Below are 12,244 nucleotides of genomic sequence, written 5' to 3'. Positions count from 1 at the left end.
TTATCCTCCGCTCACCATTGGAATGACGGCGACCGTGTCTCCGTCTGCAACCGTATATTCGTCCGTCTCATAGCGCTCATTGACCGCGAACATGAGACGTTCCGCTCCCGACACGCCCCGCTCGGCCAAATCCGCTCGCAAGGCGGCGATTGTTTGTGGAGCCGAAACGGTATAGGACCGGACCGCCAACTCTTCTGCCACGTGGGCAAAACATAATACCTCAATCATGTGTACGTCACTCCTTCCGGGCGTCCTGGGTGTTGTTCTTTTTGATCACCCATCCATTTCGTGCCGTCGGTCCAATGCTCCCGTTTCCAAATTGGGACAATTTCTTTAATCCGTTCGATGGCGTAACGATTCGCCTCGTATGCGTCGGCGCGATGGGAAGAACTCGTCGCGATGACGACCGCTTCTTCCATGATATCGAGTCGTCCAATCCGGTGATGGATCGCCGTCAACGCACCAGGCCAACGTTCCGCCACTTCTTTCGCGATTTGTTCGAGCATCTTCTCGGCCATCGGTACGTATGATTCATACTCCAAGAGCTCAGTCTGTTTGGAACCCGTCATTTCTCGCACCGTCCCGATAAACAGCACGACCGCCCCGACGTTTCGATGCCGGACCGTTTCGTAAAGCGCCATCGGTTCGAGCGGATGTTCATTCACTTGATACCATTTCATTCTCCATCCACCTTTCCACTAAACGCATCAACCGGTCCTTGTCTGCCACGGAATCTCCGCGCGCGATCACGTTCGTCACATCGACCGGTTGTTCATGCCCGTCTCGCACGAGCACCACTTTCGGATAATCTTTCCGTTTGTATCCCTCGATGATCACGATGTCGACGTGCGCCTCGTACCAGTTGAGGAGCAACTCAAACGTGTCGACCGCTTGCCACTCGATTAACGTCCCGTCTTCACCGATCACACTCGATAGCACGGCACCAGCCAACGCGTGACGATGCGAGTCCGTCATCGGCAAGTCGAACGTCCCTCCGTGACCGTGGTGTTTGATGACACCGACACGGAGCCCCGTCGCCGACAAGCGTGCTGTCAGCTCAGAAACGAACGATGTTTTACCGCTATTTTGATAGCCGACCACTTGTAAAATCAAAGCTGATCGATGATTCGACATCGCACCGAGTCCCCTTTTTGAAACCCTCTCGTTCCGCCTGGCAGATGAATCAACGCGTTACACGTCGCGAGTGAGGAGACGATGCCCGACTTGTCTTTCCCGCTCGGATGAACCACCGTCTGCCCGGTCGCATCAATCGTCACATGTCCACGCACGAACCGGTCGAACGGATTCGTTTTCGGGAAATCGACACCAAGTTCCGCCTGGATGACAGGTCGCTCCGCTTGCCCGAATAACGTCTTCATATACGTGCCTACAAACAGTTCCGTTCCGACAAAACACGCCGACGGATTCCCGGATAATCCAAACAACAACCGATGTTCGACGTGCGCGACCGTCGTGACGGACCCTGGCCGCATCCCAACTTTATTAAACAGCACCGTCGCCCCGAGCGCCTCATATACATCCGGTAAATAATCAAAATCTCCGACCGATACCCCGCCTGTCGTGACGACGGCATCACTCGTCCGAAGTGCCTCGTCAATCGCCCGCTTTGTCGAAGCGAACGTATCCGGCAAGATACCGCCATATGTCGCCGCGCCACCGAGTGCCTCGATTTGAGCGAGAATCATATATGCATTCGAATTATAGATTTGCCCATCGGTTTTTTTCTGTCCCGGTTCAACGAGCTCATCACCGGTCGCAAACACGGTGATGTGCGGTTTTACGTATACGTCGACCTGCTCATACCCGAACGTAGCGAGCAAGGCGATGACGCCCGGATTAATGCGGGTGCCTCGGTCAACGATATTCGTCCCCGCCGTCATATCTTCCCCACGATAGGAAATATTGGCATCGCGGGCCGGTCGCTTGAACGTCACGACTCGTTCATCCGCTTGTGCGAGCTCGAGCATGACGACCGCATCGACTCCGTCTGGAATTTTTGCCCCGGTCATGATGCGAATCGCCTCGCCAGCGCGGAGCGGTTCTCCGACGTGTCCGGCTCCCTGAACGTATTGAATGGGTAATGTCACCGGTTCATCGCGGCTCGCTCTCAACAAATCCGCGGACTGGACAGCAAAACCGTCATACGGAGATTTATTAAATGCTGGAACGTCATGCGTCGCAGTGAGATCCATCGCTAAAATCCGGCCGTTCGCTCGATACAACGGTACCGTTTCCGTCCGACCTTTCCCCGTCGCTTCTTGGACACGGATGACCGCCTCGTCAACGGCGAGCGGCTTACGAAATAGCGTCGACATCTTTTCCATTACTCCACTTCCTTTCCTAGCAATTCTTCATAATCACTCGGTGTGTTCACATTTTTAAACCAGTCCCGTTCAGCAAACGAGACGATTGTCGCCTCTGTCAAGTGAAGCATGACCGCCCGTTCGCCTCGACGTAAAGCGGCTTCGAACTGGGACAGTATCGAGCGGGGATACAAGGCGATGAGCGGATGGATTCGATTATCTGCGTAGGCGACAACCGGCTGCTTCCCGCGTTCCGTCGCAAGCCGTTCGTAAACAGTCGGCGGCAACAAGGGCGTATCACACGCACAGACGGCATACCAATCAGACGGGACGTGCCGCATGACGGTGATGATGCCGGCGAGCGGTCCCATGCCGCGCCATTCCATGTCATCTTCAAGTTGATATGAGGTCATCGACTGTCCGGCCGGTACGACGCTCCATTGGGACGTCGTCGTTGTAGCGAGTGTCTGTCGCGCCCGCTCTTCAAACGAGATGTCCTCATAACAGGCTTGCCATTTAGGGGATCCGAACCGGCGCGATTTTCCGCCTGCCAAGACGATGCCGATCATCGCGTCGCTTCCCAGACGATATGGGAGAGCTCAGGGAGAATCAAGCGAGTCATCGCCAAGTCGACGGCGCCTCGCGACCCTGGCATCGAAAAGATGATCGTATCCCCGATGCGTCCTGCTAAAGCTCGCGACAACATCGCCGCCGGTCCGATATCTTCCGTGAAGCTGACATAACGGAACAACTCGCCGAAGCCGACCATTTCTCGGTCAAGCAGCGGTCGAATCGTCTCAATGGTGACGTCCCGTTTCGTGATGCCCGTTCCCCCGGTCGTCAAGATGACGTCCATCTTCTCAGCGACCATTCGTCTGACGGCCGCTTCGATTTCAAATGAGTCATCTTTCGTGATCTCACGGTATGTGACCGTATGTGCTTCTTCTTTTAATAGCGTACAAATATGTTCGCCAGACACGTCCGTATCGAGTGTTCGCGTATCCGAGATCGTCAAAATCGCTGCCCGGACACGCTGTGTGTTTTGATGTACATGGTTGTGTGCTTGCATCGTCTTCATCCTCCGATATAACTCATTTCAATTCGGTTTCGCGTCCGACTCCCAGTTCGCGACCGTTCTTCCGAATAGCGGTCGTCCCGTACTTCCCATACCATTTTTAGTGTCATGGCAATCAATTCATCGCTCGCCCCACTGCGGAGCAATTCACGGATATCGGTCCCGTCTTCTGCGAACAGGCACGTGTACCATTTGCCGTCACTCGATAGGCGACCTCGCGTACACGTTCCGCAGAACGGTTGGCTGACCGAAGAGATGAAGCCGACTTGCGCCCCATCCGTGTAACGGTAACGTTGCGCGACTTCTCCTAGTGTTTCGGGTGCAAGCGGTTCAAGTAATCCATTTCGTTGTTTCAACACCTCAAGAATCGATTCAGACGACACGACATGTTCGACGTTCCATTCATTCGCCGTGCCGACATCCATGAACTCGATGTAACGGAGTGTGATGTTCCGTTCTTTGAAATAAGCGGCCATCGAGGCGACTTCATGATCGTTCCAGCCTTTTCGGACGACCATGTTCACTTTCACTTCGAGCCCTTGCCGTTTCGCCTCATCGATTCCTCGTAATACCGTCTCGGGCGACGTGCCGCGCCCGTTCATCATCCCGAACGTCTCGGCCGATAAGGCGTCTAGACTGACGTTGACCCGGTCGAGCCCAGCTTGCTTCAACACTTTCGCCATCCGTTCTAAATAGACGCCGTTCGTCGTCAACCCGATAGTCTCGATGGTCGTGACCGCGCGAAGGCGGCGAATCAGTTCATCGAGATTCGGCCTGAGTAGAGGTTCGCCCCCGGTCAGACGCACTTTTTTCACGCCGTGTGAGGCGATGATGCGAACGAAGCGCTCGATCTCGTCAAACGATAACAACTCATCTCGTTTTAAAAATTGGTGGTGGCGGAACGCTTCTTCCGGCATGCAGTATCGGCAACGAAAGTTGCATTTATCAATGACTGAGATGCGTAAGTCTTCCAACGGTCGTCTCCGTCGATCGGTCCATGGTGTCATCTTGGTTCATCCTTTCTATCCATCAACGACAGCAGGGACCCTCACAGTCCATGCGTCGATTTGTCAGCGAATCGGCTTCTCAGCACCGCTGCGCAAGTAATAATAAATTGTGGTGGCAATCGAGATCGCATAGAGCCCTAGCATGACGAACAACGCACCGTTGAACGAACCGACGAGCTCGAGCGACCAACCGAACATCTTCGGAATGAAGAATGCGCCGTAAGCAGCAAACGCTGCCGAGAATCCGACGACGGCCGGTGTCTTCGTCGCCACGAACACGTGGGGAATCATCGCGAACGTCGCTCCAGAGTTGAGTCCTGTTGCGATGAACAAGACGACGAAGGAGATGAAAAACATCGTCAAGTTGCTGTTCGTGATGGCCATGATGACACTGATCGTACCGAGCGCCATGATTCCGAACACGATCAATGTCACTTTGGCCGCTCCGATCTTATCACTGATCCAGCCCCCGAACGGACGCGAAGAGGCGCCAAGGAATGCACCAAGGAAGGCGAGCGCCATCAAGTCCGACTCAGGGAACTTTAACTTTAAAATCATCGGGAACGCTGCGGCATATCCAATGAAGGAACCGAACGCCGCCGTGTAGAGCAATGTTTGAATCCAAAAATGTTTGTCTTTAAACACGCTCGCCTGTTCACGAAGCGATTGACGAGCGGTCGGTAAGTTATCCATGAACAAGTATGCGCAGACCGTCAAAATGATAGTCGGCACGACCCAAAGGAGCGCGGCGTTTTGAAGCCAAATCTCTTCGCCGGTCTCGGTCACGAGGGCGTTCCCGCCGATGAACCCGAAAATACTTGTCGTGATGACGAGCGGTGTGATCAATTGGACGAGCGAGACGCCCAAGTTCCCGATGCCTCCGTTAATCCCTAGCGCCGTCCCTTTTTTCGCTTTCGGATAAAACGCGCCGATGTTGGCGTTTGATGACGAGAAGTTTCCGCCGCCTAGTCCGCAAAGTGCGGCCAAAATCATGAATACCCAATACGGCGTATTGACGTTTTGAACGGCATAGGCGATGCCTAGGAGCGGCAACAACAAAATCGATGTCGAGAAGATCGTCCAGTTCCGACCGCCGAATATACTGTTTGCGAACGTATAGAAAAAGCGCAACGTCGCCCCGACAAGTCCAGGCAGTGCGGCCAACGTGAACAACTGGCCTTGCGTAAAGCTAAACCCGATCGAATTCAATTGGACGGCTGCGACCGACCACATTTGCCAGACGATGAATGCAAGCGTCAGTGCCGGGACCGAAACGAGCAAGTTCCGATTGGCGACTTGTTTTCCCGTTCCTTCCCAAAATCCCACATCCTCTGGCTTCCACTCGGCGAGTGCGTGTGACCCTTTGTCTAATTGTTGCATGGTCTATTCCTCCTCTTAACGGTTCAATTCGTACCCTAATCCCATCCTATCGACCGTCCTCTTAAAAAAGTGTGCCTTCTTTCACACTTATTTCGCATCTTGAGTTTTTTTCTCACCCTGTCATCAATCTGTGACAAAATCGCCTATCTTTTGTTTCTGTGACATTGAACACAGAAAAACCCTCCCCGATTCCTTACGATAAGGAATAGAGGAGGGATTAATTTGTCACATCTCATTCAAATCCACTGTGCGCCCAAAGTTCGCTTGGCGCTACAACCATATTTCTTCAGTCAAGACGGGGCCCACGTGTTCCGTGTCTTCGGCGTCGCGATTGCCGAGGCTGCGTTCACCGAGACGGGGCTCGATATCACATTCCCACTTGAAAGTCCTTTAGAAGAACTAGAAGCGCTGCACACCTTGCTCGTTCGGATCGACACTCACCATGACGTGACGATCGATGACGCACAGGCAGTCATCGGTTACTTAGGGGACGGGACCACGGTCACCGTTTATCGCCATTTCAAACGATGGCTCGATTTTTTGTCCGCAGCGCGTGTCCGCTCGATGGAAGGTGTCGTCGTCGAGGTCCGCGCCAACGGGATCAAGCTAGCCGAAGGCGTGCTCCGGTCTTATGAGTTGATGGAAGATGGCGAGTTTTATGTATCGGCCTGTACAATCGAGGCCGATGGATTGGAGCATTTTGAAGGCGAGCTATCGCTTGCCGCCATAATGTAATCAATCGATGACACAGACCGAGACCGGACAGTCCTCACAATGGTTGAGCAGTTTCAACCGGTCGAGGTCATGGATAATGATTTGACGGGAAGGGAGTGAAATAATTCCTTCTTGGGCGAGCTCGTTCAACATGCGATTCACGCGTTCACGCGATGTCCCGCAATAATTGGCGAGCTCTTGGTTTTTCAGTTTCAAGTCGATGAGAATGCCGTCTTCGACTTCCACCCCATAGCTGTTCGCCATACGAATGAGCGTCGAGTAGAGCGCTCCTTTTTTCCCGTTCAACACCAAGTCTCTAAATTTCGTATGCTGTTTCCGCATATGTTCGTTGATCATGACCATGAACTCGCGGACGAATTCCGGGTTCGACGACAAAATCATCGTTTCAATACGCTCGATTTTGACCGCATAAATTTCACTATCTTCTAACGCCTTGGCGTTAAATAAATATTTTGGTTCGATTGCGAATAACGTCAACTCTCCGCAACAAGCCTCAGCGCTTAAACAACGTAACGTCAATTCTTTTCCATTTTCCGTCAATTTCGAAATTTGAATCAGTCCACTCTTTACAATATAAAATTCAGCTGCGTCTTCTTGTTCTCGGAACAGAAAACCGCCTTTTGGGACATGAATGATTCGATGTGCCAATTTTTTTGTTTCCTCGAGCACCATCGCTTTAGTTGAATGAGCCATTTCCACCGACCTTCCTTAAAACACGTTGCGCCATATGAAAGCTTGCCTTCATTCTAAACACAAACCCCCTCGAAACGCAATCAACATTTGGAAGCGTTTCAAGGGGAGGACTATTCTTTCATACGATATTCAATTTTTTTCCAATATCGATATAATAAGCCGATCAATCCGACATTGATGACGGCGATGATCATATACAGTCGCATCGAGGCGTGATCATACACCATGTAGCTCTCAATTGTATATTGCAAGAGTATCATGTTCGTCGCGAGCAATATGACCAATCCGATTAAACTCCAACCGTTACGCCCCATGATGAATCTCTCTTCCGACCGCAAAAATCTTCCCGTTCTCGATTTCAAGCAAGATTTTAGGGAGTTCCCGCTGCGGCGGACCGGCCTGTGGTTGGCCGTCGACACCGAAGTAACCACGATGGCACGGACAAAGAAGAACATCTTCTTCCTCCACATAAAACACTGGGCACTGCAGATGAGTGCATTTGTTGTTATAGGCGACGAATTCACCATTCTTTAAATGAACGAGCAACGATGGTTCCGTACCCGGATATTCAAATTCGAGTGATTTCCCGCGCTCTAGCGCCTCGACCGTCGTGATGAACTGACGGTCGGTTCTCGGCTCGCTTCGAACGAAGGCCGCGATATTGAACGGGATAGTCGCGAGACCGAGTGCGATACCTGCGCCGAACGTTGATTTGATGAACGCCCGTCGATTCAGTTTCACGTCATCGGCCCGACTCAAGTTATCGACGAGTTCGGATAAGCGTTCCCGGTCTTTTGATTCATTCGACATAAGTCATCTTCCTTTCCATCTCAATCGGAATAGACGCCAAAGAATTCAGGGACGTAATTCCATTTATCGTCTTGCGAAGGCTTTTTCCCTTCGATCATGTTCATTTGGACGCGTTGACGACGGAGTTGCATCATCTCGTCATGGTCGATGAAGCGAATCGCATCCGACGGACAAACCGACGCACACATCGGCGCGATATCATGTTTGGAGCGGTCGTAACACATGTCGCACTTATACATCTTATTCTTCTCAAAGTCGAACTTCGGAATCCCGAACGGACAAGCGAACGTACAGTTCCGGCAGCCGATACATTTTTCTTCTGAAGCCGATAACACGACGCCCTCTGGTGTGATTTGAATCGCATTCGCCGGACATACTTGAGCACAAGCCGGATTTTTACACTGCATACAGATCATCGGGAACGTCTGACGGTTCTCCGAGAAATCGATATAATCCACATAGTTGCGCTCGAGCCCCTCGTGGTCCCCGCATTCGCGGCAAGCTGCCTGACAGGCCCGACAGCCGATACAACGTTCAAACTCTAAATACATGACCTTATTCATTTCGTATGAACCTCCTCATCCATGACGTGACAGCTCGTCGCAATCGCATGGTCCGCCATGAACGGCACGCTTGATCCGAGCGGGACCGTCAACGGATTAATGTGTAACGGGGTGTTGGCCGGTAACTTTTTCATTTGTACCGCACATACCTTGAACTCCGGCATGCGTGACATCGGATCGAGACACGGGTTCGTCAATTGATTGATGGCAAGCTCCTTGCCCCAATGATAAGGGACGAAGACCGTATCTTTTCGAATCGCCTTCGTCAAACATGCTTCGACGACAATCGACCCGCGACGTGTGCGAAGCTCGACTTTGTCGCCCGTTTGAAGGCCATAACTTGATGCTAACTCCGGATGGATCTCCACGAACGGCAGTTTTGACATCGTGCTCAAGAAGTCGACACGGCGCGTCTGATTGCCCGATAAGTAATGGAAGACGACCCGACCTGTCGTGAGCGTGACCGGATATTCTTCATTCGCATATTCACCGGCCGGCCGATATGTGACGACAGGCAAATTTGCTTTTCCATTCGCCGTTCCAAACCGTTCTTTGAACATCGTCGGTGTGCCGGGATGATCTTCGGACGGACATGGCCAAAAGACACCATACTCGTCGTCGATTCGTTCCCATGTGATCCCAGAGTAGTCAGCCGCTCCACCTTTCGTCGCGATGCGGAACTCTTCCCAGATGTCACGCGCCGTCTCATACGGGAAGTACTGTCCGCGTCCCATTCGCTCAGCGATCCGCTTCATGATTTCCCAGTCTGGAAGCGAATCCCCGAGCGGTTCGCGCACTTTTCGGATCCGAATGACTCGTCCTTCTAAGTTTGTCGTCGTCCCTTCGTCTTCGGCCCACGAACAAGCCGGTAAGACGACATCCGCGAACTCACAAGATTCCGACATGAAGAAGTCACTAACGACGAAGAAATCGAGTTTGTTGAAACTGTCCCACACGTACGGAAGGTTCGGTGCCGAAACGGCTGGGTTCGAACACATGAGGTGCATCGCCCGAATCGTTCCCGCTTGAATCTCATCGAACATTTCGAACGCGGACACACCTGGTTTTGGCATCTCAGAAGGATCGATGCCCCAAACCCCGCTCACATATTCAACGGCTTTCGGATCAGTTAATTTTCGGTAGCCTGGTAACAGGTCTGCTTTTTGTCCATGTTCTCGTCCACCCTGCCCGTTCCCTTGCCCCGTCATCGTGGCGACGCCCGAAGCAAACTTCCCAATCATGCCTCGTAAGAGCGCCATCGACGTATAGAGCGAGACATTGTCGACGCCTTTTGACTGTTGTTCGACGCCGCGAGCGAACAACATGACCGAACGTGGGCTCTTCCCATAAATATGACCGGCCTTCTCGAGTTTTTCGATGGCGACACCGGTCACCTCACTCGTCCGTTCGAGCGTCCAGTCTCGGACCGACGCTTTCAACTCTTCATAGTTATCGCAACGCTCATCCACGTACGCTTGATCAACATAATCGTGTTCGACTAAAAAGTTGAGCAGTCCCATCGCAAGCGCCGCATCCGTCCCTGGCTTCAAATCGAGATGGACATCGGCGACGCGCGCCATCGGAATTTCACGCGGGTCGGCGACGATGATTTTCGCGCCTTTGTCTTTCGCCTTCCAAATATGTTGAGTCGTCGTCGGATGACATTCGGCGATATTCGAACCGGCGACAAAGAATGTGTCGACGTGCTCGAACTCCGTCCACGGAAGCGTCGCTCCGCGGTCAATCCCAAGTGTCTTTAAGAAACCGCCGGCAGCTGACGACATGCAGAAGCGACCGTTGTAATCGATGAACCGTGTGCCGAGTGCGACCCGCGCATACTTCCCGACGAGGTAACATTTTTCATTCGTCATCGAGACGCCGCCGAAGACGGACACCGCATCTTTCCCATGCTCTCGTTGAATGCGTTTAAAGTTTGCTTCGATCACGTCGAGTGCTTCTTCCCATGTCGCTTTCTCAAACTTGCCGTTCCGTTTGATGAGCGGAGTCATGATGCGGTCCGGATGTTCGATCGTTTGATAGGCCGTGACGCCTTTCGGACAAAGTTTTCCTTTGTTGACCGGGAAATCGTAGCGTGGTTCAACGCCTTTGACGGCCCCGGTTTTCTCATCGACCCGGATATGCATGCCGCACTGCATGCCACAGTAACAGCAATGGGTTGTAATCAATTTTTCGCCTGGTTTGATTAAGTTCTGTACTTCTGGCGACGTTAAAAAGTCACTCATCGTCTTCCCCTCCATAGAACGTTTCCGCTCTTCGTTTTGAAAATCCACTGACGTGATAGCCGTTAATCGTTTGAAGCGGATAATGCATCCCGTCACTTCCAGGCCGTCCGAGCGCCGAATCGAGCCGGGCCCGACGACGACAGCCGTGACAGAGGTCTTGGACCGTGTGCGCCGCATCGACTTTTACGAGTTGGTCCGACCCTTCGAGCAATTGTTTCACTTGTTCAATCTCTTCAAGCGTGCCGGTCGGTTCGCCGCACTTAACGCACAGGTGTCTCATCTTTTGCCTCACCTTTCGTCTCCTTCGGTCGGCCGAATCCTGGCATCGACATGCCTGTGTTCGTATCGACCGGGTGTGTCGGTAACTGTCCGTTCATCAAGTTCAATTGCATCTTCACACGCATCGAACGTCGACACGGTTGGCAGTAATCGGAGAGCTGGGTCCCATCACTGAGCCCGAGCTGGATCGTCTGTGCTTGCAAAATCGCTTGGACGTCCTCGACTTGATTGTCCGTCGCATAACGTGTCCCGCACCCGGCGCAGACACGGGTCTCATCCGCTTCGACTTCCCGGTAGTTCATCGGGACGCTGGCCGCCATCGGTCGGACCGGCAAGTGGAACAGTTTACCGAACGGGAAGTAACATAAAAAGATGATGACGGTCAATTGATGGAACAAGGCGAGCTCGTGATGGATGAAGCCTCCGAAGAACACGTACGAAACGGTCAACAACAACCCCGAGACAGTGACGATGAGCAACATGAGGAGCGGTAAAATATCAAATTCGAACCGCTGGGTCACTTTCACGTCCTGGTCGTTGATTCGGCGATAGAGTGCCATGAGCACGCCGACGAGCAACATGAGCGCGGTGATGTTCAACCCGTTATAGACGAGCTCCGCGAACAACCCGTGCGCAGCCATCTTGATGGTCGGGATGTTAAAGACGACAATCTGATACGTCTCGATATCAATCAAATCAAACCGCATCCATTGGAACGTCAGCCCGAATGTGATGGCGAACGACCCGAGACATCCCCAGGCAATCAACATATGTTGGGTCCAGCGGTACCAACCACGTTCCCAGATGAACTTCTGTAAGACGATGTTATTGACAGTTGTCGTGGCGACGGCTTTACCGGCCCGTTTCTTTTCTGCCTTCATTTGTTTGAGGCTCCGCTTCAATACTTGTGAGGTGGCCGGCCGTGCAAAAAATAACGTCAAGCGGACGACCATCCCAATCATGCAAATGACGGCGGCGATATAGTAGCCGAACAGCGCCATGTCTACGTGCTCAAATCCTGCCGAGGCGATCCATGTCGAGAGCACCAAGACGGTGAATCCTACGAACGACCACTTTGCGGCGGTCGAATAAAAATAACGATTGGACATATGTGTTCCCCCTTCTCTTTCCGAGC

At 52.5% G+C, this 12,244-nt stretch carries 16 protein-coding genes; 1 reads left to right on the top strand and 15 read right to left on the bottom strand.

Annotation, left to right across the window (positions count from 1 at the left end):
* From IRJ25_RS11390 to IRJ25_RS11355, 8 genes are all read right to left on the bottom strand, one after another.
* Nucleotides 1–228: a MoaD/ThiS family protein gene (locus tag IRJ25_RS11390; RefSeq protein WP_015880400.1), complete on the bottom strand. Its 228-nt coding sequence runs from the start codon at nt 226–228 to the stop codon at nt 1–3.
* The gene (locus IRJ25_RS11385) at nt 225–680 is read right to left on the bottom strand and encodes a molybdenum cofactor biosynthesis protein MoaE (protein ID WP_015880399.1); all 456 of its coding nucleotides are present in this window, start codon (nt 678–680) and stop codon (nt 225–227) included. The genes IRJ25_RS11390 and IRJ25_RS11385 overlap by 4 nt, the downstream gene beginning before the upstream one ends.
* Nucleotides 658–1,134 (bottom strand): molybdopterin-guanine dinucleotide biosynthesis protein B, encoded by a 477-nt coding sequence (gene mobB / locus IRJ25_RS11380; RefSeq protein WP_015880398.1) that lies wholly within the window; start codon nt 1,132–1,134, stop codon nt 658–660. Before mobB ends, IRJ25_RS11385 begins: the two co-directional genes overlap by 23 nt.
* A complete protein-coding gene (locus IRJ25_RS11375) occupies nt 1,110–2,345 on the bottom strand; it encodes a molybdopterin molybdotransferase MoeA (RefSeq protein WP_015880397.1) in 1,236 nt (411 codons plus the stop codon). The genes mobB and IRJ25_RS11375 overlap by 25 nt, the downstream gene beginning before the upstream one ends.
* Nucleotides 2,345–2,893: a molybdenum cofactor guanylyltransferase gene (locus IRJ25_RS11370; protein WP_264093121.1), complete on the bottom strand. Its 549-nt coding sequence runs from the start codon at nt 2,891–2,893 to the stop codon at nt 2,345–2,347. The genes IRJ25_RS11375 and IRJ25_RS11370 overlap by 1 nt, the downstream gene beginning before the upstream one ends.
* Nucleotides 2,890–3,393, bottom strand: a complete 504-nt coding sequence (locus IRJ25_RS11365; protein WP_214784613.1) for a MogA/MoaB family molybdenum cofactor biosynthesis protein — start codon at nt 3,391–3,393, stop codon at nt 2,890–2,892. The genes IRJ25_RS11370 and IRJ25_RS11365 overlap by 4 nt, the downstream gene beginning before the upstream one ends.
* Before the next feature lie 5 nt (nt 3,394–3,398).
* On the bottom strand, nt 3,399–4,406 hold the full coding sequence (moaA, locus tag IRJ25_RS11360; RefSeq protein WP_269318316.1) for a GTP 3',8-cyclase MoaA: 1,008 nt from the start codon (nt 4,404–4,406) through the stop codon (nt 3,399–3,401).
* A 63-nt stretch (nt 4,407–4,469) separates the two neighbouring features.
* Complete coding sequence (locus tag IRJ25_RS11355; protein ID WP_211781932.1) at nt 4,470–5,786, bottom strand: MFS transporter; 1,317 nt, start codon at nt 5,784–5,786, stop codon at nt 4,470–4,472.
* A gap of 222 nt (nt 5,787–6,008) precedes the next feature.
* Here IRJ25_RS11355 and IRJ25_RS11350 point away from each other — a divergent pair, with 222 nt between their 5' ends.
* Entirely contained in the window at nt 6,009–6,521 is a 513-nt protein-coding gene (locus tag IRJ25_RS11350; RefSeq protein WP_214784360.1) for a hypothetical protein, read from the top strand.
* Here IRJ25_RS11350 and IRJ25_RS11345 read toward each other — a convergent pair whose 3' ends face one another.
* The 7 genes from IRJ25_RS11345 to IRJ25_RS11315 all read right to left on the bottom strand — a co-directional run bounded on the left by IRJ25_RS11345 (nt 6,522) and on the right by IRJ25_RS11315 (nt 12,218).
* Nucleotides 6,522–7,214, bottom strand: coding sequence for a Crp/Fnr family transcriptional regulator (locus IRJ25_RS11345; RefSeq protein ID WP_214775466.1), 693 nt, complete (start codon nt 7,212–7,214; stop codon nt 6,522–6,524).
* Nucleotides 7,215–7,324: 110 nt separating this feature from the next.
* Nucleotides 7,325–7,528, bottom strand: a complete 204-nt coding sequence (locus IRJ25_RS11340) for a hypothetical protein (protein WP_214784363.1) — start codon at nt 7,526–7,528, stop codon at nt 7,325–7,327.
* A complete protein-coding gene (locus IRJ25_RS11335; RefSeq protein ID WP_015880389.1) occupies nt 7,518–8,024 on the bottom strand; it encodes a ubiquinol-cytochrome c reductase iron-sulfur subunit in 507 nt (168 codons plus the stop codon). The genes IRJ25_RS11340 and IRJ25_RS11335 overlap by 11 nt, the downstream gene beginning before the upstream one ends.
* A gap of 20 nt (nt 8,025–8,044) precedes the next feature.
* Nucleotides 8,045–8,587 (bottom strand): 4Fe-4S dicluster domain-containing protein, encoded by a 543-nt coding sequence (locus tag IRJ25_RS11330; RefSeq protein WP_015880388.1) that lies wholly within the window; start codon nt 8,585–8,587, stop codon nt 8,045–8,047.
* Nucleotides 8,584–10,830, bottom strand: coding sequence for a molybdopterin oxidoreductase family protein (locus tag IRJ25_RS11325; protein ID WP_269318315.1), 2,247 nt, complete (start codon nt 10,828–10,830; stop codon nt 8,584–8,586). The genes IRJ25_RS11330 and IRJ25_RS11325 overlap by 4 nt, the downstream gene beginning before the upstream one ends.
* Nucleotides 10,823–11,110 carry a hypothetical protein gene (locus tag IRJ25_RS11320; protein WP_034780588.1) on the bottom strand — a complete coding sequence of 96 codons (288 nt, stop codon included), beginning with the start codon at nt 11,108–11,110 and terminating at the stop codon, nt 10,823–10,825. Before IRJ25_RS11320 ends, IRJ25_RS11325 begins: the two co-directional genes overlap by 8 nt.
* Nucleotides 11,091–12,218 (bottom strand): MFS transporter, encoded by a 1,128-nt coding sequence (locus tag IRJ25_RS11315; protein ID WP_269318314.1) that lies wholly within the window; start codon nt 12,216–12,218, stop codon nt 11,091–11,093. The genes IRJ25_RS11320 and IRJ25_RS11315 overlap by 20 nt, the downstream gene beginning before the upstream one ends.
* Between the last annotated feature and the right edge of the window lie 26 nt (nt 12,219–12,244).

The sequence above is a fragment of the Exiguobacterium sp. KJ 601 genome (assembly GCF_027161185.1).
Classification (GTDB): domain Bacteria; phylum Bacillota; class Bacilli; order Exiguobacteriales; family Exiguobacteriaceae; genus Exiguobacterium; species Exiguobacterium profundum.
The sequence above is the reverse complement of the archived record's forward strand: the minus strand, read 5'-3'. Positions and strand labels throughout refer to the sequence as shown.